Source organism: Bradyrhizobium sp. BLXBL-03 (assembly GCF_051853015.1).
GTDB lineage: Bacteria > Pseudomonadota > Alphaproteobacteria > Rhizobiales > Xanthobacteraceae > Bradyrhizobium > Bradyrhizobium manausense.
In genome coordinates this window covers 6,262,316-6,288,719 of record NZ_CP182470.1, presented here as the reverse complement: position 1 = coordinate 6,288,719, position 26,404 = coordinate 6,262,316, and the positions used below count along the sequence as shown (strand labels likewise).

At 65.5% G+C, this 26,404-nt stretch carries 24 protein-coding genes; 9 read left to right on the top strand and 15 right to left on the bottom strand.

Annotation, left to right across the window (positions count from 1 at the left end; genetic code table 11):
* Positions 1-108 precede the first annotated feature (108 nt).
* Both ACNJX9_RS30095 and ACNJX9_RS30090 read left to right on the top strand, forming a co-directional pair.
* On the top strand, positions 109-2,274 hold the full coding sequence (locus ACNJX9_RS30095) for an anthranilate synthase component I (RefSeq protein WP_439405574.1): 2,166 nt from the start codon (positions 109-111) through the stop codon (positions 2,272-2,274).
* A gap of 9 nt (positions 2,275-2,283) precedes the next feature.
* Positions 2,284-2,823 (top strand): adenine phosphoribosyltransferase, encoded by a 540-nt coding sequence (locus ACNJX9_RS30090; RefSeq protein ID WP_011085277.1) that lies wholly within the window; start codon positions 2,284-2,286, stop codon positions 2,821-2,823.
* A 6-nt stretch (positions 2,824-2,829) separates the two neighbouring features.
* Here the strand turns inward: ACNJX9_RS30090 and ACNJX9_RS30085 are convergent, their stop codons facing one another.
* The 9 genes from ACNJX9_RS30085 to ACNJX9_RS30045 all read right to left on the bottom strand — a co-directional run bounded on the left by ACNJX9_RS30085 (position 2,830) and on the right by ACNJX9_RS30045 (position 13,141).
* Positions 2,830-3,162, bottom strand: coding sequence for a GIY-YIG nuclease family protein (locus tag ACNJX9_RS30085; protein ID WP_439405573.1), 333 nt, complete (start codon positions 3,160-3,162; stop codon positions 2,830-2,832).
* A 124-nt stretch (positions 3,163-3,286) separates the two neighbouring features.
* Positions 3,287-3,955 carry a hypothetical protein gene (locus ACNJX9_RS30080; protein ID WP_439405571.1) on the bottom strand — a complete coding sequence of 223 codons (669 nt, stop codon included), beginning with the start codon at positions 3,953-3,955 and terminating at the stop codon, positions 3,287-3,289.
* Positions 3,956-4,015: 60 nt separating this feature from the next.
* Positions 4,016-4,768 (bottom strand): hypothetical protein, encoded by a 753-nt coding sequence (locus tag ACNJX9_RS30075; RefSeq protein ID WP_057757117.1) that lies wholly within the window; start codon positions 4,766-4,768, stop codon positions 4,016-4,018.
* 196 nt (positions 4,769-4,964) lie between these two features.
* Positions 4,965-6,233 (bottom strand): M48 family metallopeptidase, encoded by a 1,269-nt coding sequence (locus ACNJX9_RS30070; RefSeq protein WP_439405569.1) that lies wholly within the window; start codon positions 6,231-6,233, stop codon positions 4,965-4,967.
* Positions 6,234-6,373: 140 nt separating this feature from the next.
* Positions 6,374-6,934, bottom strand: a complete 561-nt coding sequence (locus ACNJX9_RS30065; protein ID WP_237870166.1) for a LemA family protein — start codon at positions 6,932-6,934, stop codon at positions 6,374-6,376.
* A gap of 139 nt (positions 6,935-7,073) precedes the next feature.
* A complete protein-coding gene (locus ACNJX9_RS30060) occupies positions 7,074-8,051 on the bottom strand; it encodes a small ribosomal subunit Rsm22 family protein (RefSeq protein ID WP_439405567.1) in 978 nt (325 codons plus the stop codon).
* A gap of 110 nt (positions 8,052-8,161) precedes the next feature.
* Positions 8,162-11,626: a chromosome segregation SMC family protein gene (locus ACNJX9_RS30055; protein WP_439405565.1), complete on the bottom strand. Its 3,465-nt coding sequence runs from the start codon at positions 11,624-11,626 to the stop codon at positions 8,162-8,164.
* A 216-nt stretch (positions 11,627-11,842) separates the two neighbouring features.
* Positions 11,843-12,514 carry a DsbA family protein gene (locus tag ACNJX9_RS30050; RefSeq protein WP_057757129.1) on the bottom strand — a complete coding sequence of 224 codons (672 nt, stop codon included), beginning with the start codon at positions 12,512-12,514 and terminating at the stop codon, positions 11,843-11,845.
* 135 nt (positions 12,515-12,649) lie between these two features.
* A complete protein-coding gene (locus ACNJX9_RS30045) occupies positions 12,650-13,141 on the bottom strand; it encodes a DUF721 domain-containing protein (protein WP_057757130.1) in 492 nt (163 codons plus the stop codon).
* A gap of 122 nt (positions 13,142-13,263) precedes the next feature.
* On the opposite strand from ACNJX9_RS30045, the gene mutY reads away from it, so the two are divergent.
* Positions 13,264-14,382, top strand: a complete 1,119-nt coding sequence (gene mutY, locus ACNJX9_RS30040; protein ID WP_057757132.1) for an A/G-specific adenine glycosylase — start codon at positions 13,264-13,266, stop codon at positions 14,380-14,382.
* A gap of 52 nt (positions 14,383-14,434) precedes the next feature.
* Positions 14,435-14,854, top strand: a complete 420-nt coding sequence (locus ACNJX9_RS30035; RefSeq protein ID WP_439405564.1) for a PaaI family thioesterase — start codon at positions 14,435-14,437, stop codon at positions 14,852-14,854.
* 57 nt (positions 14,855-14,911) lie between these two features.
* Here ACNJX9_RS30035 and ACNJX9_RS30030 read toward each other — a convergent pair whose 3' ends face one another.
* Positions 14,912-16,189: a flavin-dependent oxidoreductase gene (locus ACNJX9_RS30030; protein WP_439405562.1), complete on the bottom strand. Its 1,278-nt coding sequence runs from the start codon at positions 16,187-16,189 to the stop codon at positions 14,912-14,914.
* A gap of 127 nt (positions 16,190-16,316) precedes the next feature.
* On the opposite strand from ACNJX9_RS30030, the gene ACNJX9_RS30025 reads away from it, so the two are divergent.
* Positions 16,317-16,937, top strand: a complete 621-nt coding sequence (locus ACNJX9_RS30025; RefSeq protein ID WP_439405561.1) for a glutathione S-transferase family protein — start codon at positions 16,317-16,319, stop codon at positions 16,935-16,937.
* 120 nt (positions 16,938-17,057) lie between these two features.
* Here the strand turns inward: ACNJX9_RS30025 and ACNJX9_RS30020 are convergent, their stop codons facing one another.
* Positions 17,058-17,972, bottom strand: a complete 915-nt coding sequence (locus tag ACNJX9_RS30020) for a LysR family transcriptional regulator (RefSeq protein ID WP_439405559.1) — start codon at positions 17,970-17,972, stop codon at positions 17,058-17,060.
* Between the two features lie 92 nt (positions 17,973-18,064).
* Between ACNJX9_RS30020 and ACNJX9_RS30015 the strand changes: the two genes are divergently transcribed.
* Positions 18,065-18,508, top strand: coding sequence for a nuclear transport factor 2 family protein (locus ACNJX9_RS30015; protein WP_439405558.1), 444 nt, complete (start codon positions 18,065-18,067; stop codon positions 18,506-18,508).
* A gap of 148 nt (positions 18,509-18,656) precedes the next feature.
* On the top strand, positions 18,657-20,666 hold the full coding sequence (locus tag ACNJX9_RS30010) for a methyl-accepting chemotaxis protein (RefSeq protein ID WP_439405556.1): 2,010 nt from the start codon (positions 18,657-18,659) through the stop codon (positions 20,664-20,666).
* A gap of 66 nt (positions 20,667-20,732) precedes the next feature.
* Here the strand turns inward: ACNJX9_RS30010 and ACNJX9_RS30005 are convergent, their stop codons facing one another.
* The gene (locus ACNJX9_RS30005) at positions 20,733-21,059 is read right to left on the bottom strand and encodes a hypothetical protein (RefSeq protein ID WP_220003873.1); all 327 of its coding nucleotides are present in this window, start codon (positions 21,057-21,059) and stop codon (positions 20,733-20,735) included.
* Positions 21,060-21,244: 185 nt separating this feature from the next.
* Positions 21,245-22,375, bottom strand: a complete 1,131-nt coding sequence (locus ACNJX9_RS30000) for a site-specific DNA-methyltransferase (RefSeq protein WP_057757145.1) — start codon at positions 22,373-22,375, stop codon at positions 21,245-21,247.
* A 417-nt stretch (positions 22,376-22,792) separates the two neighbouring features.
* On the opposite strand from ACNJX9_RS30000, the gene ypfJ reads away from it, so the two are divergent.
* Both ypfJ and moaB read left to right on the top strand, forming a co-directional pair.
* Positions 22,793-23,734 (top strand): KPN_02809 family neutral zinc metallopeptidase, encoded by a 942-nt coding sequence (ypfJ, locus tag ACNJX9_RS29995; protein ID WP_057757147.1) that lies wholly within the window; start codon positions 22,793-22,795, stop codon positions 23,732-23,734.
* Between the two features lie 178 nt (positions 23,735-23,912).
* Positions 23,913-24,476, top strand: a complete 564-nt coding sequence (gene moaB / locus ACNJX9_RS29990) for a molybdenum cofactor biosynthesis protein B (protein ID WP_439405553.1) — start codon at positions 23,913-23,915, stop codon at positions 24,474-24,476.
* 179 nt (positions 24,477-24,655) lie between these two features.
* Here the strand turns inward: moaB and ACNJX9_RS29985 are convergent, their stop codons facing one another.
* Together ACNJX9_RS29985 and ACNJX9_RS29980 are read right to left on the bottom strand one after the other, a co-directional pair.
* Entirely contained in the window at positions 24,656-25,585 is a 930-nt protein-coding gene (locus tag ACNJX9_RS29985) for a bifunctional helix-turn-helix transcriptional regulator/GNAT family N-acetyltransferase (RefSeq protein ID WP_439410151.1), read from the bottom strand.
* Positions 25,586-25,659: 74 nt separating this feature from the next.
* Positions 25,660-26,235, bottom strand: coding sequence for a glycosyl transferase (locus ACNJX9_RS29980; RefSeq protein ID WP_439405551.1), 576 nt, complete (start codon positions 26,233-26,235; stop codon positions 25,660-25,662).
* Positions 26,236-26,404 lie beyond the last annotated feature (169 nt).

Genomic DNA, 26,404 nt, shown 5'->3' with positions numbered 1-26,404 from the left:
CCGGTGCGATTTATTCTCCCAAAATCGTCTGAGGTCGCCAGCACAGCGCGGCGGCCTGATCGTTTGTCCTGTGTGGCGTTCCCTCGGCAAGTTTCGTAAGAGGACGACATGAACAGGACAGTCTTTGCCCTCCCGCCCAGAAGCGATTACGTCACCCGCGGCGGTCTTGCGATCACGCGCGTGGCCGAACAATTTACCGGCGGCGCCAACAGGCTTGACGATCTCGTCAGCCTGCTCGACCGCCGCCGCGGCGTGGTGCTGTCCTCGGGCACGACCGTGCCGGGCCGCTACGAGAGCTTTGACCTCGGCTTCTCCGACCCGCCGCTCAAGCTCGAGACCGTTGGCACCAATTTCAAGCTCGAAGCGCTCAATGCGCGTGGCGAGGTGCTGATCGCGTTCCTCGCAGATGTCCAGCGCGAGCCTTGCGTCGTGATCTCCGAGAAATCATCGACGCGCCTTGCCGGTCACATCATCCGGGGCGATGCGCCAGTCGAGGAAGACCAGCGCACCCGTCGCGCCAGCGTGATGTCGCTGGTGCGCGACATCATTGCGGCCTTCTTCGCCAATGACGACGGGCTGCTCGGCCTGTTCGGCGCCTTCGCCTACGACCTCGTGTTCCAGATCGCGGACCTCGTGCAGAAGCGTCCGCGCGAGCAGGACCAGCGCGACATCGTGCTCTATGTCCCGGATCGCCTGCTCGCCTATGACCGCGCCACCGGGCGCGGCGTTGTGCTTTCCTACGATTTCGCCTGGAAGGGCAAATCGACCGAAGGCCTGCCGCGCGAGACGGCCGAGAGCCCGTATGTGAAGACCGATCGTCAAGGCTTCGCCGATCACGCGCCCGGCGAATATCAGGCAACGGTCGAGACCGCGCGCGCGGCCTTCGCCCGCGGCGATCTGTTCGAGGCCGTGCCGGGCCAGCTGTTCGCCGAGCCCTGCGAACGCTCGCCGGCCGAAGTGTTCCAGCGGCTCTGCGTCATCAACCCGTCGCCCTATGGCGCGCTGATGAATCTCGGCGAGGGCGAATTCCTGGTCTCGGCCTCGCCGGAAATGTTCGTGCGCTCCGACGGACGCCGGGTCGAAACCTGCCCGATATCAGGGACGATCGCGCGCGGTACCGATGCCATCGGTGACGCCGAGCAGATCCGCCAGCTCCTGAACTCGGAGAAGGATGAGTTCGAGCTCAACATGTGCACCGACGTCGATCGCAACGACAAGGCGCGCGTCTGCGTGCCCGGCACGATCAAGGTCTTGGCGCGCCGTCAGATCGAGACTTATTCCAAGCTGTTCCACACCGTCGATCATGTCGAGGGCATGTTGCGTCCCGGCTTCGACGCGCTTGATGCCTTCCTCACCCACGCCTGGGCTGTCACCGTGACAGGCGCGCCAAAACTATGGGCGATGCAGTTCGTCGAGGACCATGAGCGCTCGCCGCGGCGCTGGTATGCCGGGGCGATCGGTGCGGTGAACTTCGACGGCAGCATCAACACCGGTCTGACCATCCGCACCATCAGGATGAAGGATGGTCTTGCCGAGGTGCGCGTTGGCGCCACCTGTCTGTTCGATTCCGATCCGGCCGCGGAAGACCGCGAATGCCAAGTGAAAGCCGCAGCCTTGTTCCAGGCGCTGCGCGGCGATCCGCCGAAGCCGTTGTCGAGCTTTGCGCCTGACGCGACCGGCTCGGGCAAGCGCGTGCTGCTGATCGATCACGACGACAGCTTTGTACACATGCTCGCCGATTACTTCCGTCAGGTCGGCGCCGAGGTCACCGTGGTCCGCTATGTGCATGCGCTCGACATGCTCAAGCAGAAGAGGTGGGATTTGCTGGTATTGTCGCCCGGTCCCGGTCGCCCGGAGGACTTTGGGATCAAGAAGACCATCGATGCGGCGCTGGAGAACAAGCTGCCGGTGTTCGGCGTCTGCCTCGGCGTGCAGGCGATCGGCGAATATTTCGGCGGCGAGCTCGGCCAGCTCACCCATCCGGCGCACGGAAGGCCCTCGCGGGTGCAGGTGCGCGGCGGGCGCTTGATGCGCAATCTGCCGAACGAGATCGTCATCGGCCGCTATCATTCGCTCTTTGTCGAGCGCGACAGCATGCCGGATGTCCTATCCGTCACCGCCAGCACCGAGGACGGCGTCGCCATGGCGCTGGAGCACAAGACCCTGCCGGTCGCCGGCGTGCAATTCCACCCGGAATCGCTGATGTCGCTCGGTGGCGAGGTGGGCTTGCGTATTGTTGAGAATGCGTTCCGGCTGGATGCGCCGGTCAATTGAGAGGCACCAATGACCTTTGACCACGATTTGAAGGCGAGCGTCCGCACCATCCCCGACTATCCCAAGCCGGGGATCATGTTCCGCGACATCACGACCTTGCTCGCGGATGCGCGTGCCTTCCGCCGCGCGGTCGACGAACTCGTCAATCCCTGGGCCGGCAACAAGATCGACAAGGTCGCCGGCATGGAGGCGCGCGGTTTCATCATCGGCGGCGCCGTGGCGCATCAGCTTTCGGCCGGTTTTGTGCCGATCCGCAAGAAGGGCAAGCTGCCGCACACCACCGTGCGCATCGCCTATTCGCTCGAATACGGCATCGACGAGATGGAGATGCATGTCGACGCCATCCAGCCCGGGGAGCGCGTCATCCTGGTCGACGATCTCATTGCCACCGGCGGCACCGCAGAAGGCGCGGTGAAGCTGCTGCGCCAGATCGGCGCCAATGTCGTCGCCGCCTGCTTCATCATCGACCTGCCAGAGCTCGGCGGCGCCGCCAAGCTGCGCGCCATGGACGTGCCGGTGCGCACGCTGATGACGTTCGAGGGGCATTGAGGCGGTTTAGATCGCCTCGGCCTTCAGCTCCGCCTGCCAGTGCAGCGCGCGCTCCTTCAGCCGCGCGTTCCTGACGTAAGCGCTCTGTTCATCCTCCAGCCGCTCGCATTCGCTGAACGCCAGGCCGGCCTCGCCATGCGCGTTCCAGGCGGCCTGGAGGCTGTGGCAGGGGTGGCCGCCCTGGCGCAGCGTGAACCAGATGCGGTTCTGGATGGTCTCGAGGTTCGGGGCCTGGCCGACCCAGACCTCGCTGGAGGCCGCACAGCGGACGACGAAAATGCCCGCAACGGTCTTCCGCTCCTTGTAGGCGGCGATGGCTGCTTTCCGGTCGATGCTCACGGGGATCCTCGCTGAGGGATGCTGTTGTGCAGTCTCAGTAACGGTCGATGCCTTCGTCGTCAATATTACCCGGATAAAATAATCTGAGGGACGAGCCTCGTCCTTTTCTCGCCCCGGAATGACGTCACGACCGCTGCAGGATCAGGCTGAGCTCGAGCTCGCGGAAGGCGAGGTAGTTGCGCCGGATCCACTGGTGCAGCTCGGTCGAGGAATCCTTCTCCTGGCGCAGATAGCCGGTGAAGGAGAAGCTCAGCCGGTCGATATAGGTCTTGAGGAAGCCGGGCAGCGCGGGAAGACCGAACAGCCGGCCGCCTTCCATCGCCGGCGGCAGCTCGCCGCGGATGACGAACTCGTTGTCGACGGTGATCAGGTTCATGCGCGGGATCTGCTGGCGCAGCATCTCATGGGCACGGGCCGAGACGCGGTCGGTGTCGGCGACGAACAGGATCTGTGGTGCGACATGCCGGCGCACCGCTTCCTTGAGCAGGCCGATCTCGTCGGTCATCTTGAAGAATTCGTCGAAGGCGTGGAAGCCGAGATCGATGACCTTGGCAAGACCGTCGTCGATGATGACGCGGTCCATCAGCTGCATCTTGCCGAAGGTGTCGATCACGTCGGCGGTCTCGGTCACCTTCGGCAGGTAGTCGAGCAGCGACGGCTCCTTCAGATTGACGTCGAAGGCCGCGACGTTACCGTTCTTGAGCAGCAAAAATTCGCTCAACAGCCGCGCCAGCAGCGTCTTGCCGACCTGCGGGCGGGGCGAGCAGATGATGTAGAGCGGCGTCGCGGGCATCACGCTATTATCTGAGCGAACTCACCGCCCAATCCAGCCGTATCAGCTCTGCTAGCGCAACTATTTTTCGCTGTTGCGGGTGACGGGTTTCGAACCGACGATGTCGGTCAGGCGGATCCGGTCGAACTCGCTCCAGACATTCGCCAGCCAGTGCCGGACATAGCCGCGCAGCACGAACGAATAGTTCGCGGCCTCGTCGTGGATGCCTTTGTTGGCGACGAATTTCAGGAACGGGACCGAGGACACCTCGACCTGCTCATAGGCCATTTCGTTGAGCTTCGGGATGGTCAGCTCGGTCGCGTCCTTGATGCGGTGGAAGTAGGAATTATAGGTCGCCTGGTCCCACTGGAAGAACTGGGTGTCGTTGATGAAGTTCTTCACCAGGAAGTATTTTGCACCACCCATGAAGCCGGCGGTCTCAGCGATCTCCTCCAGCGAGGCGATCGAAGGTCCGAGAATGTGGAACACGGCAAAGGTGATCTGCCCGGCCTTGGCGGCGTCGAGGAAGCCGATGTCGCGCAGTGAGGCCAGCGCAGGCGAGAGCAGGCCGGCGCGAACGTCGATGACGGTGACCGAAGGGCTGACAGCGTTGAGCGTGTCGAAGATCTTCATCTGGTCGGCCGTCGTTGTCATGTCGACGATCTCGGTGATCTCGGGGTGGAAGCGCTTCAGCGTTCCCCGCGGCGACTCCGTATCGAAGGCGCGCGTCGGCACGTTGTTGGCTGAGAAATAATCGAGCAAGGTGCGCGATACCGTGGTCTTGCCGACCCCGCCCTTGTCCGCGCCCACCACAACTACCGCCGGCTTTGCCATTGCTGTCCCCTAACGCGCGCCCCCGATCGCGAGGTCGCAATCGGCCGGGCCCCAAATCAATGTCCCGAGTCTGCTGTTGGGCGCGAACATGGCAGAAACAAGGGAGAATTCAAATCTCTGGCGCAGGCCAGCTGCAATTCCTGGAGTTTTTCCCAAGGGCCGGGAATCCGGCTGCAAGGCGTGACGAATTGCTCGCTCAATGGCGGCCCCAGGGACCCATGGGATTGCCCATAGAATTGCCCATGGGATTGCCCGGAGGGCCGAGCGGATCGGCTGCAGCGGTTCCGGCGGAGCTCGGCGCGGGCACAGGCGGCGGACCGGGCGGGTTGGCTGCATCGTTCCACGGGCCATGCGGGATTGGAGGAGGGGCACTCTGCGGATCGGCCTGTGCCTCGGGCGCGTCGGTCTCGGGCTGCTCGGTCTCGTCAGCGGGCGGCGGCAGCGGACCCGGATCATGGCCGCCGGCAAACTTGACCAGCGCGTCGACGCGGGACTGCACCGAGGGGTGAGTCGCGAACAGATCGGCAAAGCCTTCGCGCGGATTGTCCAGGCACAGCTCCATCACCGCGGAGGTCGCGCCCGGTAATTCGCCACGGCCCTCGATCTTGCGCAGCGCCGAGATCATGGCATCAGGGTTTTTCGTCAGCTCGACCGAGCCGGCATCGGCAAGATATTCGCGCGAGCGCGACAGTGCGAGCTTGACCACCTGCGACACCAGCCAGGCCACCACGATCAGCACGACCGCGATGATGATGACGATGATTGCGCCGCCCCCGGAATTCTTGTTGTCGCTCGACGACGAGGACGAGCGGGACGACGAGGAGGAGCCCGACGACCAAGATCCGCCACCGGAGCTCCAGCTTAAATTGGTGAACAGGCGGAAGAACAATTCGCCGAAGAAGCCGACCACGCCGGCGATGATCACGGCGACCACCATCAGCTGCACGTCGCCGTTCTTGATGTGGGTCAGCTCGTGGCCGAGCACCGCCTCGATCTCCTGGTCGTTCAGCGCCTTCAGCAGACCCGTGGTGACGGTGACGGCATATTGCCGCGGATTGAGGCCGGTCGCGAACGCGTTCAGCGCCGGAGAATCCATGATCTTCAGCTTCGGCATGGTGATGCCGCGCGAGATGCAGAGATTTTCCAGGAGATTGTAGAGCCGCGGCTCCTCCTGCCTGGTGACGTCGCGGCCGCCGGTGACCGCGTCGATCATCGACTGGTGGAAGAAATAGGCGATGGCGATCCAGGCAATCGCCGCGGCCGTCGCAAAGGGGAAGGCGACAATGAGGTCGTGAAAGCCCCGGTTCAGATAATAGGCGACGGTGCCGTTGCCATTGGTGACGACCTCGGCGACCAGCGCGCCGGCAAAGACCAGCACATAGACCAGCGCGAACAGGCCGGCGAGCAGCAGCATCGAACGAAATTTGTTCGAGGCGATGTGCGTGTAGAGACCATACGCGGCCATGACTGCTTCCGTTAGCTTCGGTCATTCCGGCGCACGCCAACGGCGTGAACCCGGAAACCAGAGCTTAGTGTCGCGGTCGAGGTTCCGGGTTCGCGTCTTCGACGCGCCCCGGAACGACGAAGGTGAGGATCATGCTGCAATCAGAACTTCACCTGAGGGGCGGCCTCGACCTCGGTGCGGCTGGTGCCGAGATCGAAGAAGTCCTTCTTGGTGAAACCGAACATGCCGGCGAACAAAGCGGCGGGCATCTGCTGGATGCCGGTGTTGTACTCCTGGACCGCGTTGTTGAAGAAGCGCCGGCTCGCGGCGATCTTGTTTTCGAGGTCGGAGAGCTCGCTCGCGAGCTGCTGGAAATTGGCGTTGGCCTTGAGGTCCGGGTAGGCCTCCGACAGCGCGATCAGCCGGCCGAGCGCGCCGGAGAGCTGGTTTTCGGCCGCGGACACCTGCGCCGGCCCCTGCGCCGACATCGCAGAATTGCGCGCCTTGATGACGTCGTCGAGCGTGCCGCGCTCGTGCGAGGCATAGCCCTTCACCGTCTCGACCAGGTTCGGGATCAAATCATGACGCTGCTTGAGCTGCACGTCGACATCGGCAAAGGCCTGGCCGACGCGCTGGCCCAGCGCCACCAGCCGGTTGTAGGCGCTGAACGCCAGGAACACGAGGACGACGATGACGCCGAGAACGATCCAGCCGGTCGACATGGAGGACTCCTGAAGAGGGAAGAAGGCGGGCGCTAGGGTAGACCAAATTGGCGCAGGGCGAGAGCCCCGGCGCAGAGGGAAGGTAAGGCTTGGTCGGAACGGGAACCATCCAAGTTCAAGGAGAAAGCCCTGAACGAGGTTAACTTTCGGCAATAACGGCCTCGCCCCAGCGCCAGCGGCGGGCACTCGCGTAGGCCGCTTTGTCGCGCCGCGGGACCTTCGCAAGGTCGACACCGTCCGCGGTGCAAAGCTTTGCCGTGACCTCGACCTTGCCGACCTCAGGCGTCGCCAGCACGCGTGCGGCGCGGATTGCCGGCGGCGCGCGGGTCAATGCGACGTAGATGAAGCGTTCGTCCTCGAACGGCACCTCGGCGCCCTTGATCTGGCGGTGCGCCTGGGAGCGCGGCAGGCGCTGGTTGAAATGGCACCAGTCGGGAGCGATGAGCGGGCACGGTTTTTCGTGCGGGCAGGGCGCGGCGACGAAAGCGCCTTGCGCGATCAACTGCGCGCGCAGCGCGAGGATGCGGTCGTAGCCGGCAGGCGTGCCGGGCTCGATCACGACCAGCGCGTGGCGCGCTTTGGCCCACATCGTCTCCGCGAGCTTGCGCTGGTCGCCCTCGCTGAGCTCGCCGACGATGTAGCTCGCGACCACGAGATCGGCCTGCGCAACCTCGGCGAGGTTGGTGGCGGCCTCGCCGGGCAAATAGCGGCAATCGGCGAGGCGCGTGCTGTCGCGAGCGAGCTCGAGCGCGAGCCGGCTGAGCGTAGCGTTGGCGTCGAGCAGGGTGAAGTCCTGCAGGGACGGAAACGCTTCCGCGGCGGCCCAACTCGCGGTGCCAGGACCTGCGCCAACATCGAGCAGCGTATCTGGTGCGAAGTCGGGCGCGATCTCAGCCAGCGCGCTCAGGCTCGCAGCGACGGCCGCGTAGGTGGCCGGCATCCGCGCCAGCGCATAGGCAAGTGCATCGGCCTCCGACTTGATCGTGCCGGACCCGCCGCCGGCCCGATAGGTGGTCGAGATCTTTTGCGATCGCTGCGCGGCGTCGGTGCGGGAAAAGCCCTGCAGCCTGGCGTCGAGCGCGGCCTTCAGTTCGGCGGGGAGGTTGGGCGAGATCATGTTGTCCCACCGTCATTCCGGGGCGCGCGAAGCGCGAACCCGGGATCTAGAGATTGTAGCGCGAGATTCCGGGTTCTCGCTTCGCGAGCCCCGGAATGACGGCAGAGATATCACGCCACGTTCTGGTCGAGAATGTCCACGGCTTCGGCGAGGCTCACCGAGACCAGCTGGGAGACGCCGCGCTCGGCCATGGTGACGCCGAACAGGCGGTTCATCCGCGCCATCGTGATCGGGTTGTGCGTGATGATGATGAAGCGCGTGTCGGTCGAGCCGGTCATCTCGTGCAGGAGGTTGCAGTACCGTTCGACGTTGTGGTCGTCGAGCGGCGCGTCGACTTCGTCCAGCACGCAGATCGGCGAGGGGTTGGTGAGGAATACCGCGAAGATCAGCGCCATTGCGGTCAGCGCCTGCTCGCCGCCCGACAGCAGCGACAGCGTCTGCGGCTTCTTGCCCGGCGGCTTGGCGATGATTTCGAGACCGGCCTCCAGCGGATCGTCGCTCTCGATCAGATGCAGCGCGGCCTCGCCGCCGCCGAACAGCTCGACGAACAAGCGCTTGAAGTGGTTGTTGACGACCTCGAACGAGGTCAGAAGCCGCTCGCGCGCCTCCTTGTTGAGGCTCTGGATGCCCTGGCGCAGTCGCTTGATGGCTTCGACCAAATCGTCGCGTTCGGTGACGAGGCCCGTGTGCTGGGTCTCGACCTCGCGCAGCTCTTCCTCCGCGCGCAAATTGACGGCGCCGAGGCGCTCGCGGTCGCGGCGCATCTTTTCGAGGTCTTCCTCGATGTCGTGCAGCGGCGGCAGCTCGGCGCCGGGCTCGATCTCGGCAAGGCCGGCGACGGCCTGCGGCTCGACCTCCAGCATGTCGCGGATCTCTCGCTCGATGTCCTCGAGCCGGCGCCGCGCGCCTTCCATGCGCTCCTCGGCGCGGGCGGAGGCCTCGCGGGCGCTCGACAAAGCTTCAAGCGTCAGCTTGGCAACGCGATCGGTCTCGGCCATCGCGGTCTCGGCGGTGGCGAGCGCGTCGGCGGCCATGCGGCGGTCGTTCTCGGCGTATTCGATCTCGGTGATCAGAGCGCTGCGCTTCTCGGCGAACACGGCCGGCGCGTTTTCGAGTTCGCTGCGCTCGATCGTGAGTTCGGCGATACGGGCCTGGATGGTGTCGATATGGGAGGCCGCGCTTTCCTTGCGGTTCTGCCACTCGGTGCGTTCGGCGAGGATCGCCTGGACGCGGCGGTCGGCGAGCTCAGCCTCGCGCGCCAGGGCCTGCGCCTCGGCACGGACCTGGGCGGCGATGCGGCGATGGTTTTCGATGTCGCTCCGCACGGCGGCGAGACGCGTCTCGGTGTCCTCGCTCGACGGCAGCTCGCTGATGCCGGCTTCGGCGTATTCGTAGGCGGCCTCGGCCTCGGCGCGGTCGGCGGCGAGACGGCTATGCGCTTCCGACAGCGTCGCCTTGCGCGCGGCATGGCGGCTGATCTCGCGCTCGGCGGCGGCATGGCGCTCGCGCGCGACGTTCAGCTCGCGCTGTGCGGCACGCATGGCTTCGCGGCTGGCGCCTTCGGTGCTCGCCGCCATCTGAAGCTCGGACTCGGCATTCTCCAGCGCCTGGCGCTTGATCTGCGCGTCGATGCGGGCCTGCTCCAGCTCGTTCTCGATGTCGACGAGGCGGGCGCGCTCGGCGAGGCGCCGTGCCGCGCCAGTCGGGGCGTGCGCGGCGGCGACAAAACCATCCCAGCGCCAGACATCGCCCTCGGGCGAGACCAGTCGCTGGCCGGTCTTGAGCTGGGCGACCAGCTCGGCCCCGCGCTCGCGCGGCACCACGCCGATCTGCGCCAGGCGCCGCGTCAGCTCGGCCGGCGCCTGCACATGGCTCGCCAGCGGGGTGACGCCCTCGGGCAGCTCCGGATCGCCGTCCGTGACGCCGACATTGGTCCAGCGCATCGGCGCCGAGGGATCGATCGGCGCATCGAGATCGTCGCCGAGCGCGGCGCCGATGGCCTTTTCAAAGCCCTTGTCGACGGTGATGCCGTCGATGATCGGCGGCCACAGATTCTTGGTCTCGCCGTTGACGATTTTCGAGATCGTGCGCGCCTCGGTGTCGAGCCGCTGCACGCGCTTGTCGGCTTCGACCAGCGGCGAGCGCGAGGCTTCCAGCGTCTGGCGCGCGGCGACATGCGCGGCTTCGCTCGCTTGAGCTGCAGCTTCCGAAGCCGCCAGCGTCTGCTCGGCGCTCTCGACCGCGGCGGTCAGCTCGTCGAGGTCGCCGAAGCCACCGGTCTCCGCAGCGAGCTTCTGCTCCTCGGCTGCAACATTCGCGATTTCCTGGTCGAGCCGGGCGAGCTTGTCGCGGTGGGTGCGGACGTTGGCCTCGAGCTGGTTGCGCTTGGCGGTGAGGTCGGCGAGCGCGGTGGTGAGCTCGGCGAACTGCTGCTCGGTCTCGGTCAGCACCGCCTCGGCTTCGGCGACACGCTCGTCGACGCCGGAACGCTTCTCGACGCGTGACTTGATTTCGTCCTTCAGCTCGGCGTCTTCGGTGTCGAGCCGCTGCAGCGCGACGTCGGCATCCATGGTTTGTTGCTGAGCGCGGGAAATATCGCCTTCGAACTGGGCGAGACGACGCTCGAGTTCGGCGACGCGCTCCTTGGCGCGCTCTTCCTCGCGGTCGAGCTGCTCGCGGGCATTGGTCAGGCGCTGCAGGCCTGCGGCGGCGCGCGCCTCGGCATCGCGCAGCGCCGGCATTTCGGCGGCGCGGATCGCCTGGATCCGCGCGGCCTCGGCCTGATGCTGGGTGCGCTCGGCCATCTCGCGCACGGCAAGGTCATGCGTCTGGCCGGATTCGTTGACGTCGGCATGGGCGCCGATCCAGCGTAGATGGAATAGCGTCGCTTCCGCCTTGCGAACCTTGGCCGCGACCTCGCGATAGCGCACCGCCTGGCGGGCCTGCTTCTTCAGGCCTTCCATTTGCCCTGCGAGCTGGCCGATCACGTCCTCGACGCGGGTAAGGTTGGTCTCGGCTGCCTTCAGCCGCAGCTCGGCTTCGTGGCGGCGGGCGTGCAGACCGGCAACGCCCGCGGCGTCTTCCAGCACGCGGCGGCGCTGCTCGGGCTTGGCCTGGATGATCTCGCCGATCTTGCCCTGGTGGACGAGGGCCGGCGAGCGAGCGCCGGTGGCGGCATCTGCGAACAGGATCTGCACGTCGCGGGCGCGCACGTCGCGGCCGTTGATGCGATAGACCGAGCCCGCCTCGCGCTCGATGCGGCGGGAGATTTCGAGAATCTGGCTGTCGTTCATCGCCGCCGGCGCGGTGCGATCGGCATTGTCGATCGTCATCGTCACTTCGGCGTGGTTGCGCGCCGGACGGTTGCCGGAACCGGCGAAGATCACCGCGTCCATGTCGGCGGCGCGCAAGCTCTTGTAGGAGGTTTCACCCATCGCCCAGCGCAGCGCCTCGACGAGGTTCGACTTGCCGCAACCGTTGGGTCCGACCACGCCGGTGAGGCCAGGCTCGATGACGAAGTCCGTGGGCTCAACGAAAGACTTGAAGCCGTGAAGGCGCAGGCGGGTGATTTTCATAAGCACGCATCTCTGTTGGCAGGCGCGAATCCCCCTGCCCGGACAATACCATGGAAGGCAATGTCGCTGTCTGGGCGAGTCGCGCGGGGCGCCTCATGCGGCGGACAATGGCCGCGGTGCGCCGCGAGGGCAACCAGCGAAAGCCGCTTTTCCCAAGGGATTTATGCCGGGAAAGATACGGCTTTCGAGATGCGAATCAGGATCTTGACGAGCGAATCAGCTCTTCAGCAGCGGATTGATCTTCTTGGCGAACTCCTCGAACGAGGCCTCGCCCTTGATCTTCTCGCCGTTGATGAAGAAGGTCGGCGTCGAATCCACCTTCAGAACGTCGCTGGCGTATTTCTGGTCGGCGGCGATCTTGTCGAGCAGCGCCTGGTCCTTCAGGCAAGCTTCCACCTGCTGCTGGGTGAGGCCGGCCTGCTTGCCGATCCGCGTCAGGGTCTCCGTGGTGTTCTTCGCCACCCAGTCGTTCTGCTGGCGGAACAGCATGTCGGTGACGGCGAAGTATTTCGCGGCGTCGCCATTGGCGATGCAGCGCGACAGCATCGAGCCCGCAGCGGCCTTGATGTCGAGCGGGAACTCGCGGAAGACGTAGCGGATCTTGCCGGTGTCGATGTACTCCGACTTGATCTTGGGGAACACCTGCTCGTTGAAGGCCGCGCAGTGTGGGCAGGTCATCGAGGCGAATTCGGTGATGGTCACAGCGGCGTCCTTCGGGCCGAGCGCCATGTCGGGCAGCGATACGGGCTTGGCCACAGCAGCGGCGTCCTGGGCCATGGCTTCAGGGATCAAGGCTTCGGAGATGAACCGCAGCGGCGGGAGCCCGGCGAGCGCGGCAAGACCGGTCAGCGACAGCATCGTGGTGAAGGCGCGGCGGGTGATGATCAAGGTCGGCTCCCGAATTGGCGTGGTCTTGCCCGAGGTGCGTATCGAGGTTCCCGGGCGGCCTGTCGCTAGCTTGAAACGTGGTTTGAGGCAATGGCGAGCGGCAGCAACGGGTCCAGAATAGCCCGGGAATGAGGCTCAATTTCGCTTGATGGCGGCTCCGAGCCGCGCCAGCGCCGTCTTCAATTCCTCGTCCTCGATGTCGCCCAGGCTCTCCGCCACCTTGGCGACGACCTTGGGGTCCGGCGGGCCGGGTCGCTTGCGGACCCGGGGTCGCGACAGGGGGGCCTGGCGGAAGGCGAGCTTGCCGACCGCGCTCCAGCCCAAGAAGCGGTTCACCCGTTCCAGGATCACGTCGGCCGAGTGCTGGATTTCCAGCGCCATCGGCCCCTCGACCCGCAGCACCAGCGTCGCCGGCTCCTGCGGCTGGCCCTCCACGGGCCGCGGCCACTGCATCTTAAGCGGCTCGGCATGGGCGGCGATCTCGGGTCCCGCGATCTGCGCCCACCGCGTCACCAGCTCGCGCGCCGCAAATCCCTGCTTGGCATAGGCCTCGGCAAAGACGTCGTTGAGCAGGATCCCGAGCGGCTTGGCGCTGATGGGGCCGGGTTTGGGAGGGAATTTTGCCATGGGGCCTTATAGCACTCCGGCGTGCGGCCGGCAGACTCCCCGCAGCGAAGAAAGACGTGGATGCCCGCGACGAGCGCGGGCATGACGTGGAGAGGCCGGTGCGTTGTCGCTACTGTGAGAGTATGAGCACCAAACCCGCCCGGATGGCGACATCGGAACCGAGACCGTCAGAGACCGTGTCGCGCCCCGTCGCGTTGCTCGCCTGGTACGACCGCCACCGCCGCAGGCTGCCCTGGCGCGCCGCGCCCGGCGAGACCTCGGATCCCTACCGCGTCTGGCTCTCGGAGATCATGCTGCAGCAGACCACGGTGAAGGCGGTCGGCCCCTATTTCGAGAAATTCGTCGCGCGCTGGCCTGACGTCACGGCCTTGGGAACCGCCTCGCTTGATGACGTGCTGCGGATGTGGGCCGGGCTCGGCTATTATTCGCGCGCGCGCAATCTCCATGCCTGCGCGGTCGCAGTGACGCGCGAGCATGGCGGTGTGTTCCCCGATACCGAGGAGGGGCTGCGCGCGTTGCCGGGGATTGGGCCCTACACGGCGGCGGCGATTGCCGCGATCGCGTTCGACCGCCACACCATGCCTGTCGACGGCAATATCGAGCGCGTGGTGTCGCGCCTGTATGCGGTCGAGGAGGAGCTGCCGCAGGCCAAGCCGCTGATCCAGCGGATGGCAGCGACGCTGCTGGCCAACGCGCGTGCCGGCGACAGTGCCCAGGCCCTGATGGATCTGGGCGCCTCGATCTGCACGCCGAAGAAACCGGCCTGTTCACTATGCCCATTGAACGAGGATTGTGTGGCGCGCGCGCAGGGCACGCAGGACACCTTTCCGCGCAAGGCGCCGAAGAAGAGCGGGACGCTGCGGCGCGGCGCTGCCTTCGTCATCACGCGTGGCGATGAGCTGCTGGTCCGCTCGAGGCCCGAAAAGGGCCTGCTCGGCGGCATGACCGAGGTGCCGGGCTCGAACTGGCTCGCCGGACAGGAAGACGCAGCGGCGAAGCGGCAGGCGCCTGAGTTGAAAGGGCTGTCGCGCTGGCAGCGCAAGGTCGGCGTGGTCAGCCACGTCTTCACGCATTTTCCGCTGGAACTCGTGGTCTACACCGCGAAGGCCGAAGCCCGCACCCGGGCACCAGCGGGCATGCGTTGGGTGCCGATCGCGACGCTGGCGGACGAGGCGCTACCCAACGTCATGCGCAAGGTGATCGCGCACGCGCTGGACCTTTCATCGGGGCCAGCTTCCTGACAGCACGCTGGCAGCAGCGCTGCGCTATCAGCATGCAATATGGAGGCTGCCAATGGTCAAGACCGCGCTCGACAACTTCAAGAGGCCGCCTTGTGCCGAGCTATTGGGGTGGCGCCTGCTCGATGCTCGTCCCGACGAGGGTTGGATCAAGCTCGGCTTCGAAGGCAGGCCTGAGTTCTGCAACCCTGCTGGATTCATTCAAGGCGGCATGCTCTCGGCAATGCTCGACGACACGATGGGACCCGCGGTCCTCGTGATGAGCGAGGGCCGCCTCTACACCACCACCATCAGCATGACCGTGAATTTCCTCGCGCCCGCAAAGCCTGGCCCGATCATCGGCGAAGCCAGGGTGACGCAGCTCGGCAAGACCATCGCGTTCGTCGAGGCCAAGCTGATGACGGAGGATGGCACGGTGCTGGCGACGGCCAGCGCGAGCGAGCGATTGCTGGAGGCGGCAAGGGTGGTGAAGTGAGGCGAGTGCGTGCGATTCGCCTCCGCCAAATTTCCGGGTCGTCATGCCCGGGCTTGCTCACACCCCCACCCGCGCGTCCTTGCTCACGATCGGCGGCTTGGCGTTCAGCGCCTCGACCTGGAAGCCCGCCACGCGCTTGTAGTTCGCGGCGATGTCTTCCAGCTCTTTTTGTGACAGCACGTCGGTGACGACCTTGTAGCCGTCAGGCGCGCGTTCTTCGACGAGCTGCATCACCTGCTCGGGGCCGTTCTTGCGGTTGAGCAGCACGAGATCGGTGGTCGCAGGCCGCCGCTCGGCCTCATAGGCGAGCAGAGCTGCGGTCGTCGGGCCATGCGCCAGGATCTCGCGGGTGATGGTGCGGGCATCCAGGATCGCCTGCGAGGCGCCGTTCGAGCCGATCGGGTACATCGGATGCGCGGCATCGCCCATCAGCGTCACCTTGCCGAAGGTCCATTGCGAGACCGGATCGCGGTCAACCAGCGGATACTCGTAGGCGTGCGGACAATTCCTGATCAGGCCGGGCACGTCGAGCCAGTCGAATGTCCAGCTCTCGAACCAGGGCAGGAACTCGTCCAGCCGCGCGGTGCGGTTATAGTCCTCGCGGCGCCATTGATAGGTCGGCGGCATGTGCCGCTCGGCGACCCAATTGATCAGGTGGTTGCCTGCGGCGTCCGGCTCCTTCGAGATCGGATAGCAGACGAATTTCAGGATCTCGTGGCCGGCCATGATCATGGTGCGGCCGGTGAGGAAGGCTTTCGAAGGGGTGACGCCGCGCCAGAGAATGCGGCCGTTCCAGATCGGTGGGCCTTCGTTCGGATAGAGCTTTTCGCGCGCGGCGGAATGGATGCCGTCGGCGGCGATCAGGATCGCGCCTTCATATGTGCCTGCGGCCTTGCCGGTCGCCTTGTCGATGAAGTCGGCACGCACGCCGCTGGCCGTCTCGGTCCAGCCGGTCAGATGATGGCTGGTCAAAAGGTTCTCGCGGCCGAGCCGCTCGATTGCGGCATCGAGCAGGATCTGCTGCAGCGTGCCACGATGGATCGAGAATTGCGGCCATTTGTAGCCGGCTTCCAGCCCGCGCGGCTCGCTCCAGATCGGCTTGCCGTGCTTGGAGAAATAGGCGAGCTCGCGAGTCCGCACGCCGCTGGCATCCAGCCTGTCCAGCAAGCCGAGCTCGATCAGCTCGCGCACCGCATGCGGCAGCACGTTGATGCCGACGCCCAGCGGCTTCAGCTCCGCGACGCTCTCGAACACTTTTACCGGCACGCCGATTTGATGCAGGCTGAGCGCGAGCGTCAGCCCGCCGATGCCGCCGCCGGTGATGAGGACCGTCATGACAAACCCCTCCGATTGCAGGCGTCTTGGCACAGGCGGGCGGATGTGGGCAACTGCGAAGAGGATGTCGTGCTCTAGACCTCGGGGGCAACAGCCGTTAACGTCCGGCTTTCCCATGAGGTCCGACATGCTCAAGCTCTACTACGCCCCCGGCACCTGCGCGCTCGCCACCTACATGACCCTCGAGGAGGCCGGCGCCGACTACACGGCTGAACGGCTGAGCCTCAAGGACAATCAGCAGAACAGCCCGGAATATCTCGCCATCAACCCGAAGGGGCGTGTCCCGGCCCTGGTGACCGACCACGGCGTCCTCACCGAGACGCCGGCGATGCTGGCCTATATCGCGCAAATCTTCCCGAAGGCGAAACTCGCGCCGCTCGACGATCCCTTCGACTTCGCCCAGGTGCAGTCGTTCAACTCCTATCTGTGCTCGACCGTGCACATCAATCACGCCCACAAGCTGCGCGGCGCGCGCTGGGCGACACAGGAGAGCTCGTTCGCCGACATGAAGGCGATGGTGCCGCAGACCATGGGCGCCTGCTTCAAGCTGATCGAGCAGAGGATGTTCAAAGGTCCGTGGGTGATGGGCGATCAGTTCACGGTCTGCGATCCCTATCTCCACACGCTCTCGCACTGGCTCGAAGGCGACAGCGTCGACATCAACGCCACGCCGAAGATCGCCGACCATTTCAAGCGCATGATGGATCGTCCCGCGATCCGCAAGGTGATGGACGCGCAGAAGGCGTGAAGGCAGATCTTGTAGGGTGGTTAGCCCTGCGGATGCGCAAAGCGTATCTGCACGGCGTAACCCACCTCTTTATTATCAGCGGAAACAGAAGTGGTGGGTTACGCCTTCGGCTGACCCACCCTACAAAGCTTTCTTCTCCAACTCCCGCCCCGTCTCCAGCATCAGCCGCCGCAGCCAGATCGAGCCCGGGTCCATCTGCGCCCGGGTCGGATAGAACATGAACTGCTCGTCGATCCCGGGATCGAGCGGCGGCGCGACGGTGACGAGGCCGAGCTGCTTCGACAGCGCGGCGATCAGCCGCCGCGGCACGAAGGCGACGAGGTCGGTCCGGGCGGCGACGTGCAGGGCCTCGAGATAGCCCGAGACCACCAGCGAAACGTGCCGCTCGATGCCTTTGCTGCGCAGCCAGGTGTCGATCAGGTCCTCGGGCTGGCCGCGGATGGTCACGCCGACATGGCGCGCGGCGAGGAACGCCTCGCGCCGCTTCAGCTTTGGCGCAAGCGGGTGGCCGCGCCGCACGGCGAGCGCATCGCCGTCGGTGTAGAGCAGCTGGCGATGAAAACCCTTGAAGGCGTTGCCGATCGAGATCACGAGGTCGATGGTGCGGGCGAACTCGGCGTGAAAGATCGCCGGTCCCCGCCACGGCACGACGTCGATGCGGACATTGGGCGCAAGGCGCGTGACCTTCTCCATCAAGGGCGGCATCAATAGCTCGACGGCGAGGTCAGGCATCATCAGGCGGAACTGCCGCTCGCTGCGCGCGGCGTCGAATGCCTCGGGCACGAACAGCCCGCGCACCTGGTCCAGCGCCTGCGCCAGCGGCCCGCGCAGGGCTTGCGCCCGCGGCGTCAGCTCCATCCGAGCGCCGGTTCGCACCAGCAGCGGGTCGCCGAAGATATCGCGCAGCCGCTGCAGGGCGTGGCTGGTGGCGGGCTGTGACAGCCCGATGCGCATGGCGGCGCGGCTGACATTGGCCTCGCCCAGCAGCGCGTCGAGCGCAGTCAGGAGGTTGAGATCGAGCGAATTCAAATTCATGAGACGAATAGATATCATATTCGCTATCGATTTGAAGAATTCCAATCAAGCGGCGATGTTCTCCCGTGTTGCCATGACAAGGAGATGCCGCCATGAGCGCTGCCGCCAACAAGAAACTGATGCAGGATATTTTCGCCGCCGCCGCCAGCCCCGACCCTGATGTCCGCGACCGGTCGCTGTTCAGCGCAAGCCTTGCCGACGACGCCAAATGGATCGTCACCGGCCAGTATTCCTGGTCGCGCACCTTCACCGGCAAGGACGCGATCCTCAAGGATCTGCACGGCTATGTGCGCTCCCGCCTGCGCGACCGCGCGCGCACGGTCGCCGAGCGCTTCATCGCCGATGGCGACATCGTCGTGGTCGAGGCCAAGGGCGACAACGTCACGCCGGAGGGCGTGCGCTACGACAACGACTATTGCCTGGTGTTTCGGTTCGAGGACGGCAAGTTCAAGGAGATCCGCGAGTACTGCGACTCCGTGCTGACCGAGAAGGTGCTGGGCCGGTTCCCGCAAGCAGCAGTCAGAGCGGCTGGCTGATCCGGCTGCGGCGGGCGGTTGCTTGGCAGGCGCCCGCCCGCCTGCGCCTCGAGCAGGAAGGACACAATTAACAAGTGTGCTTCATGGTGTCGCCGCGCAGCGAGAAACGCCGTGAGGACGTTCGGCTGCTCGAATCCGGGGGGCGGGCATGCTGGGCATTCGTTTGAGAATTCGGGGACGTCTTTACGCCGGGTTCACGGCTCTTGCCGCCGTGGGCCTGATCATGACCGTGGTTGCCGTCTGGAACCTGTGGACGGTCCAGGACCAGGTCGCGAAAATGTCCGCCTTCTCGGACAATGCAGCGCGCGTTCGGGAAATATCGGTCCATCTCCAGGCGCTGCAACGGGCCAATCTGCGCTACATCTATGACGCCAACGAACCCGCCTTCAAGGAGGCCGCGGAGCGGGAGGCGGCGGCGGTCGAGTTGCTGAAAGCGGCCTCGGCGGCGTCCTTCACCGAGGAGCGGCGCAAGATCTACGACGGCCTCATCGGCGATGTCGACAAGCTGCAGGCGCTGCGCGAGCGCATGGGCGCAGCGGTCAAGGAGACGACGAAGGGCAAGGCCGCCCTGCTGCCCGGTGGCGAGGAACTGAACACCTATGCCGGCAAGCTGGTCATTGCGGCGCATGGCACCCACGATCCCGAGATCACCGCGCCCGTCGCCGACCTCGAGTCCAAGATCCTGCAGGCGCGTCTGGCGAGCTGGCGCTTCCTCGCCATGCGCGATTCCAAGGCGTCCTCGACCTTCAGAGCCAATACCGAGAGGGCGCAGCAACGGATCACGGCGCTCCAGGACGCCACCCTGCCGGAGCAGGTCAAGTCTGCGCTCGCGCCCGTCAGGACCTCGCTTTCGTCCTACCAGGCGGCGTTCGAGGCGACGTCCGCCGCAATCCTCGTGGCGGAGGAGACCTACCGCAACAACATTGCGCCCTTGATCGCCGGAAGCATCGACAAGCTCAAGGTCGCGGATGCCGAGCTCACGGCCGACTCCCAGAAGACGCGAACGATCGCCGCAGGCGTCATCGCCAGCACGACGTGGATTCAGGCCGCCGCAGGTGGCCTCGCAGTCGTATTCAGCGTGATCGTCGCCGTCCTGATCGCCCGCAGCATCGTCGGTCCGCTGACCTCGATGACGCGCGCGATGGGTCGGCTCGCCGGCGGCGACCTCGCGGTCGAGATCCCCTCGCGCGGCAAGACCGACGAGATCGGCGACATGGCCAAGGCGATCCAGGTGTTCAAGGACAGCATGATCGACACCGAGCGCCTGCGCCACGAGCAGGCCGAGAGCGAGGCGCGGCAGGCCGAGGATCGCAAGAAGGACATGGTCCGCCTCGCCGACCAGTTCGAGCAGGCGATCGGCGAGATCGTCGACACCGTGTCGTCGGCCTCCAGCGAGCTCGAGGCCTCGGCCGGCACGCTGACGACGACGGCGACGCGCGCCCAGGACCTGTCGACGGAAGTCGCCTCCGCATCGCAGGAAGCCTCGGCCAACGTCCAGGCCGTCGCATCGGCGACCGAGGAGCTCTCGTCCTCGGTGAGCGAGATCGCCCGTCAGGTCCAGGACTCCGCCCGCATCGCCGGCGAGGCGGTGGAGCAGGCAAGCAAGACCAACGCCCGCGTCAGCGAGCTCTCCAAGGCGGCTGCCCGCATCGGCGACGTGGTCGAGCTGATCAGCACCATCGCCGGCCAGACCAATCTGCTGGCGCTCAACGCCACCATCGAGGCCGCGCGCGCGGGCGAGGCCGGCCGCGGCTTTGCCGTGGTCGCCTCCGAGGTCAAGGCGCTGGCCGAGCAGACCGCAAAGGCGACCGGCGAGATCGCCCAGCAGGTCTCCGGCATCCAGACCGCGACCGAAGAGTCGGTCGGCTCCATCAGGGAGATCAGCGGCACCATCGAGCGGCTGTCGGAAATCTCCTCGGCGGTCGCCGCTGCCGTCGAAGAGCAGGGCGCAGCGACGCAGGAGATCTCCCGCAACGTCCAGCAGGCCGCGCACGGCACCCAGCGCGTCTCGACCAATATCCGCGACGTCCAGCGCGGCGCGGCCGACACCGGCTCGGCCTCGTCGCAGGTCCTGTCGGCGGCGCGCTCATTGTCGACAGACAGCAACCGATTGAAGACCGAGGTCGCAAAGTTCATCGCGTCGGTCAACGCTGCCTGAGGTGCCTGAGCATGGCCGGGGAGAGCGACCGCGGGTTTGCCGGACGGTGTCCGCGGGGTGCGCAGATCAGCCGGCGTAGACGAAGCCGATGCCGGCCGCGACGATCATCGCTGCGCCGACCGCTTCCAGGCGAAGCCCGAGCTTGGCCGCGAGATGCATGTCGGAGACGCGCGCTTTGCGCTCCGAGCCGCGCGCGTAGCCGTGCACGATGACATCGTGATTGAAATTGTCGTGCGCCTCGTTGCTGCTCGCGAGCCCGACACAGATCACGAGCACGCCGAACAAAGCGAGGCCGAAAAAGCCGAGCAGGGCGATCAGGAACATCGGAAACATGCCGACCAGGAAGATCGGCAGCAGCGGCACCAGCAGCAAGGTCTCGGACTGTCGTCGCATGGGAGCCGGACCGTCAGGACGGTTTCATCGCTCAAAGGTAGTCCTGATGGCGCCAGCGTCCAATCAACACTATGTCATTCCGGGGCGCGCCGCTTGGCGCGAGCTTGGAATCCATTGGGCCGCAGCTGCTGTCGTTCGATGGAGTCCGGGTTCTCGCTTCGCGAGCCCCGGAATGACGGAGAAACCTACTCCGCCGCCATGCCGGCGCGGATCTCGGCGCGGAGCTCGTCGATCAGCTTGAGACCCTTGTTGGTCTCGACATGCCAGAAGGTCCAGCCGTTGCAGGCCTGCGCGCCTTGCGCCACCGCGCCGATGCGGTGGATCGAGCCGACCTTGTCGCCGAACATGATGGCGCCGTCGGCACGCACCAGCGCGCCCAGCTTCTTCTTGGCGTCGAACAGTTTTGTGCCGGGCATGATCATGCCGCGCTCGATCAATTCGGAGAACGCCACGCGCGGCGCCTCGCGCGCGGTCATGAACGGCGCAAGGCTCTCTTCCGGCAGCGGCTCGACCGCGGCGATGCGCGCCTCTGCCGCCTTGGCATAGGTCTTGTCGCGCTCGAAGCCGATATAGGAACGGCCGAGGCGTTTTGCGACCGCGCCGGTCGTGCCGGTGCCGTTGAAGGGATCGATCACGAGATCGCCGGGCTTGGACGAGGACAGCAGCACGCGCGCCAGCAGGCCTTCCGGCTTCTGCGTCGGGTGCACTTTCTTGCCGTCGGCGCCCTTGAGGCGCTCCTCGCCGGTGCAGAGCGGGATCAGCCAGTCGGAGCGGGCCTGCACGTCCTCATTGGCCGCCTTCAGCGCCTCGTAGTTGAAGGTGTAGCCCTTGGCCTTTTCGTCACGCGCGGCCCAGATCATGGTCTCGTGCGCGTTGGTGAAGCGTCGGCCACGGAAATTCGGCATCGGATTGGTCTTGCGCCAGACGATGTCGTTCAGGAGCCAGAAGCCGAGGTCCTGCATGATCGCGCCGACGCGGAAGATGTTGTGATAGGAGCCGATCACCCAGATCGTCGCCGACGGCTTCATCGCAGCCCGCGCGGCGAGCAGCCAGGCGCGGGTGAAATCGTCATAGGCGGAGAATGAATCGAACTTGTCCCAGTCGTCGTTGACGGCGTCGACATGGGATTCGTCGGGGCGCTTGAGATCGCCCTTGAGCTGCAGATTGTAGGGCGGATCGGCGAACACGAGATCGACCGAACCTGGCTTGAGCTTCGACATCTCGGCGACGCAATCGCCGACAATGATGCTGTGCGAAGCAGACTCAAAGTTTGTGCGGGGCGCCTTTGCAGACGCCCCGCGACGCGACACTACCATGACTCAAGAACTCTGACTCAGGCGACGCTGTCGGCGACGCGGGACCAAACAACCGACTGGCCGTTACAATGGAGCGGCAAAGTAAAAATCGACTTAACCCGCCGCTTTCGTGAGCAGGCCCCGCATCGCATGTTGTGCGCGGGAAGCTGCGCGCAATTGCCGTGTTTTATAGTGTGTTTCGCGTTTCTTCGCGTTGCGGGGGTGGCTGGATCTGCAAAAGACTCCCAAATTTCTCTCGGAAAAAATTGCTTGGCCCTCGGAAAAAATTGCTGGCGTCGCAGGCTGTCGCACTAGGCAATAATTGCCGAGCGGGATATTGATTAACGCAATGGAAATTTTAGGTATGTGGCGCGTTAAGGTTTTCGCATTTCTGCCGTGCCCCGCGCCGTGATATCGCCGATCTTAAGGGAAGCCGCCATGCGCTACGATGATTTCCGCCGCAGCGACGACATCGAGGATCGTCGCGACGACGGCGGTGGAGGATTCGGCGGCGGAGGCGGCGGCTTCGGTCTGCCGATGGGCGGTGGCGGCCTCGGCATCGGCACCATCATCGTGCTTGGTCTGGTCGGCTACGCCTTCGGCATCGACCCGCGCATCCTGATCGGCGGCGCCGAGATCCTCACCGGTGGCGGCCAGGCGCCGAGCTACCAGAGCGACCGTCCCTCCAGTCAGGCCAAGCGCGGCGCGCCGACCGACGAGATGGGCAGCATGATCTCCGGCATCCTCGGCGAGATCGACGATCGCTGGAGCGAGATCTTCCAGGCGAGCGGCCAGTCCTACACCGGTCCGAAGGTCGTGCTGTTCCGCAACGCCACCAATGGCGGCCGCTGCGGCCGGGCCGAGTCGGCGATGGGGCCGTTCTACTGCCCGCCGGACCGCACCATCTTCCTCGACACCTCGTTCTTCCGCGAGGTCGAGACGCGCTTCCGCGGCTGCTCCGGCAAGTCGGCGTGCAACTTCACCACCGCCTACATCATCGCGCATGAGGCCGGACATCACATCCAGAACCTGCTCGGCATCATCCCCAAGGTGACGCGGCTGCAGCAGCAGGCCAGCAGCAAGGCCGAGTCGAACGCGCTCCAGGTGAAGGTCGAGCTGCAGGCCGATTGTCTGTCCGGCATCTGGGTCAATCGCGAAGCGAAGAAGCGGCCGAACTTCCTCGAGGCCGGCGACATCGACGCCGCGCTGACCACGGCGAGCGCGATCGGCGACGACACGCTGCAGCGCCAGGCGACGGGGCGTGTGGTGCCCGACTCCTTCACCCACGGCTCGGCCGCGCAGCGCAAGCAATGGTTCATGACCGGCTATCAGCAGGGCACGCTGCAGGCGTGCAATACGTTCGGCGGCGGCGGGCCGTAGTTATCCGTCATCCTGAGGTGCTCGCCTCTTCGGCGAGCCCTGGGATGACGAGCCCGTGGCCCATCCTTCGAGGCTTCACCTTGCGATGCGCCGCATCGCAAGGCTCGCACCTCGGGGGCGAACGCAAGTGCGTTCGTCCCGGGATGACGGCAGTCCTTGAGGAAGCAGGAGCAAAGTTGTGGCCTCCATCGACGAATCCAAGCAGTTCATCCCGCTCAACATCGCGGTGCTCACCGTCTCCGACACGCGCGCGCTGGCCGATGACAAATCCGGCCAGACGCTCGTCGACCGGCTGACAGCAGCCGGTCATCATCTCGCCGCGCGCGAGATCGTCACCGACGATGTCGAGGCCATCCGCGCCATCATCCGCCGCTGGATCGCAGATGACAGCGTCGATGTCGTCATCACCACCGGCGGCACCGGCTTCACCGGGCGCGACGTCACGCCGGAGGCGATCGAGCCGCTGTTCGAGAAGCGCATGGATGGTTTCTCGATCGCCTTCCACATGCTGAGCCATGCCAAGATCGGCACCTCGACGATCCAGAGCCGCGCCACCGCAGGCGTTGCGGGTGCGACCTACATCTTCTGCTTACCCGGATCGCCCGGCGCCAGCCGCGATGGCTGGGACGGCATCCTCGCCAGCCAGCTCGACTACCGCACACGCCCCTGCAATTTCGTCGAGATCATGCCGCGGCTGGACGAGCACCTGCGCCGGCCGAAAGCGCAGGGCGCGACGGTGTAGGTGCGGAGGTCGCTCGGGAGTCGCTCCGCATCATTGGGGTCGTAGGGTGGGTTAGCTCAGCGGCTGCGCAAAGCGCAGGCGTGAGCGTAACCCACCATCTTCGATCGGCATTTTTGAAGCGTGGTGGGTTACGGCTTCGCCTAACCCACCCTACGAGACCGCGCTCGTGGGCGACATCGCTACAAATCCATCTCCCACGTCTCGCCCACAAGATCATGCCCAAAACTGTGATGCGGCTTGGTTGCCACCAGCTCGAAGCCGGCGCTCTTGTAGATGCCGCGAGCGGCGACCAGGATGCTCTGCGTCCACAGCGTCATCCTTTTGTAGCCGCGCTCGCGCGCGCCCCGGATGCATTGCTCGACCAGAACGCGGCCGACACCGAGGCCGCGCGCTTTCTTCTCCACCTGCAACAGGCGCAGCTTGGCGATCTCGTCGGTGGCCTTGACCAGGAAGACCGAGCCGACCGGCTCGCCATCCAATTCGGCGATCCAGCAATGCTCGCGTGCGGCGTCGTAAGACTTGATGAACTGCGCGCAGATCTTCGCGACCAGCGCCTCGTAGCTGATGTCCCAGCCGTAGTCCGCGGCATAGGCGGCGCCTTGCTTGGAGATGACCCAGCCCATGTCGCCGACGCGGTGGCTGCGCAGCACGACGGATGCGGGCTGGCTCCGGCCCTGCTCGAGCACGGCCTGGACGGTCGCCATCGCCTGGGTAAGCCGCGCTGCATCGCCGGCCGAGAGCCGGGCCAGCATGGCGGCGACCTCGTTCTGCGAGCCGAGGTTCAGCTTGGCGAAGGCCTGGCGGCCCTTGGCGGTGAGGCTGAGCTGGTACTGCCTGCGATCCGCGGGCAGGGGCGTGCGCGTGATCAGCCCCTGTTCGTCGAAGCTCTGGACGATGCGGCTGAGATAGCCGGGGTCGAGACCGAGCTCGTTGCCAATCTCCTTCGCCGAAGCGTCGTCGCGATGCGCGAGCTCATAGAGCACGCGGGCCTCGCTCAGCGAGAATGGGCTCTGGCCGAGGTGCTGGTCCAGCACGCCGAGCTTGCGGGTATAGAAGCGGTTGAAGGCGCGCACTGCCGCGATCTGATCGTCGACACCATTGATAGTCATGGAATTTGGCATGGGACACCTCAATAATTGCCATTGTCAAATAATTATTTGACTTTGGCAAGTATGTGGTGGCGTCACCCGACCATGACGATCCGGCTGCGCAGCAACGTCCGGGAGGAACGGCCGAGCCGCCGCAGCAGCCGGGCCTCGGAACGGCGGGCCTGGGGTGGATAGCCGCCGATCCGGTCGTAATGGTCGCGCGCGATCAAAAGCCCCTGATCGCCGAGCGGGCCGACCAGCTTGCGCGCCACAGACCACAGCAGGTCGCGGAAGCCGGTATTTGCGTAGGGCGAGCGCGCGTAGCGAAACACGGCCGCGCGGTCCCGGCCACTGGCCGCGACGGCCTGGATGAATTGGGTTGTTTCCTCGATCCAGCCGGTGTCCAGCACCGCGCCGGCCGGGAGGAACATCAGCCACGGCGAACGGGCCTGGAGCGCGCCGGCGGCCAGCGCTGCGCCCTGCGAAGTTCCCTCATAGCCGATGAAACGGCAGCCGGCGACGTCGGCAACGCGCTCGATGACGCCGTTGCGGGTGCCGTCGACCAGCAAAACTTCCTTGATGATGCCCGCTGCGGCGCCGGGGACCAGCGCGGCCAGAGTTGCGACCGCCGTCTGCTCGACGCCTTCAGTCGCTATGATGACGCTCAGCATGATTGAGGCTTCGATATCAGCACTTCGGGAGAAGCGTAACTCGTTATGATATTGTCATAAACACGCAGCGATGCCGAGTGCAACTTTTGGCGGCGTTTGGTCGGGCCATGGTAAACCACCGCCGGTCCATCGCAGTCGAATGTGTCGCGCGCAGGGTGGTCATATTGCC

Bases quoted from the DNA above. Each gene is read 5' to 3' on its own strand.
- ypfJ (WP_057757147.1), top strand. From the start codon at position 22,793: ATGCGCTACGATGATTTCCGCCGCAGCGACGACATCGAGGATCGTCGC.
- ACNJX9_RS30045 (WP_057757130.1), bottom strand. From the start codon at position 13,141: ATGGCAAAATTCCCTCCCAAACCCGGCCCCATCAGCGCCAAGCCGCTC.
- ACNJX9_RS30070 (WP_439405569.1), bottom strand. From the start codon at position 6,233: ATGGCCGCGTATGGTCTCTACACGCACATCGCCTCGAACAAATTTCGT.
- ACNJX9_RS30065 (WP_237870166.1), bottom strand. From the start codon at position 6,934: ATGTCGACCGGCTGGATCGTTCTCGGCGTCATCGTCGTCCTCGTGTTC.
- ACNJX9_RS30000 (WP_057757145.1), bottom strand. From the start codon at position 22,375: ATGGTAGTGTCGCGTCGCGGGGCGTCTGCAAAGGCGCCCCGCACAAAC.
- ACNJX9_RS29980 (WP_439405551.1), bottom strand. From the start codon at position 26,235: ATGCTGAGCGTCATCATAGCGACTGAAGGCGTCGAGCAGACGGCGGTC.
- ACNJX9_RS30080 (WP_439405571.1), bottom strand. From the start codon at position 3,955: ATGCCCGCGACGCCGCTCTACATCATCTGCTCGCCCCGCCCGCAGGTC.
- ACNJX9_RS30020 (WP_439405559.1), bottom strand. From the start codon at position 17,972: ATGAATTTGAATTCGCTCGATCTCAACCTCCTGACTGCGCTCGACGCG.
- ACNJX9_RS30025 (WP_439405561.1), top strand. From the start codon at position 16,317: ATGCTCAAGCTCTACTACGCCCCCGGCACCTGCGCGCTCGCCACCTAC.
- ACNJX9_RS30060 (WP_439405567.1), bottom strand. From the start codon at position 8,051: ATGATCTCGCCCAACCTCCCCGCCGAACTGAAGGCCGCGCTCGACGCC.
- ACNJX9_RS30010 (WP_439405556.1), top strand. From the start codon at position 18,657: ATGCTGGGCATTCGTTTGAGAATTCGGGGACGTCTTTACGCCGGGTTC.
- ACNJX9_RS30035 (WP_439405564.1), top strand. From the start codon at position 14,435: ATGGTCAAGACCGCGCTCGACAACTTCAAGAGGCCGCCTTGTGCCGAG.
- ACNJX9_RS30030 (WP_439405562.1), bottom strand. From the start codon at position 16,189: ATGACGGTCCTCATCACCGGCGGCGGCATCGGCGGGCTGACGCTCGCG.
- ACNJX9_RS30015 (WP_439405558.1), top strand. From the start codon at position 18,065: ATGAGCGCTGCCGCCAACAAGAAACTGATGCAGGATATTTTCGCCGCC.
- ACNJX9_RS30090 (WP_011085277.1), top strand. From the start codon at position 2,284: ATGACCTTTGACCACGATTTGAAGGCGAGCGTCCGCACCATCCCCGAC.
- mutY (WP_057757132.1), top strand. From the start codon at position 13,264: ATGAGCACCAAACCCGCCCGGATGGCGACATCGGAACCGAGACCGTCA.
- ACNJX9_RS29985 (WP_439410151.1), bottom strand. From the start codon at position 25,585: ATGACTATCAATGGTGTCGACGATCAGATCGCGGCAGTGCGCGCCTTC.
- ACNJX9_RS30005 (WP_220003873.1), bottom strand. From the start codon at position 21,059: ATGCGACGACAGTCCGAGACCTTGCTGCTGGTGCCGCTGCTGCCGATC.
- ACNJX9_RS30075 (WP_057757117.1), bottom strand. From the start codon at position 4,768: ATGGCAAAGCCGGCGGTAGTTGTGGTGGGCGCGGACAAGGGCGGGGTC.
- ACNJX9_RS30055 (WP_439405565.1), bottom strand. From the start codon at position 11,626: ATGAAAATCACCCGCCTGCGCCTTCACGGCTTCAAGTCTTTCGTTGAG.
- ACNJX9_RS30095 (WP_439405574.1), top strand. From the start codon at position 109: ATGAACAGGACAGTCTTTGCCCTCCCGCCCAGAAGCGATTACGTCACC.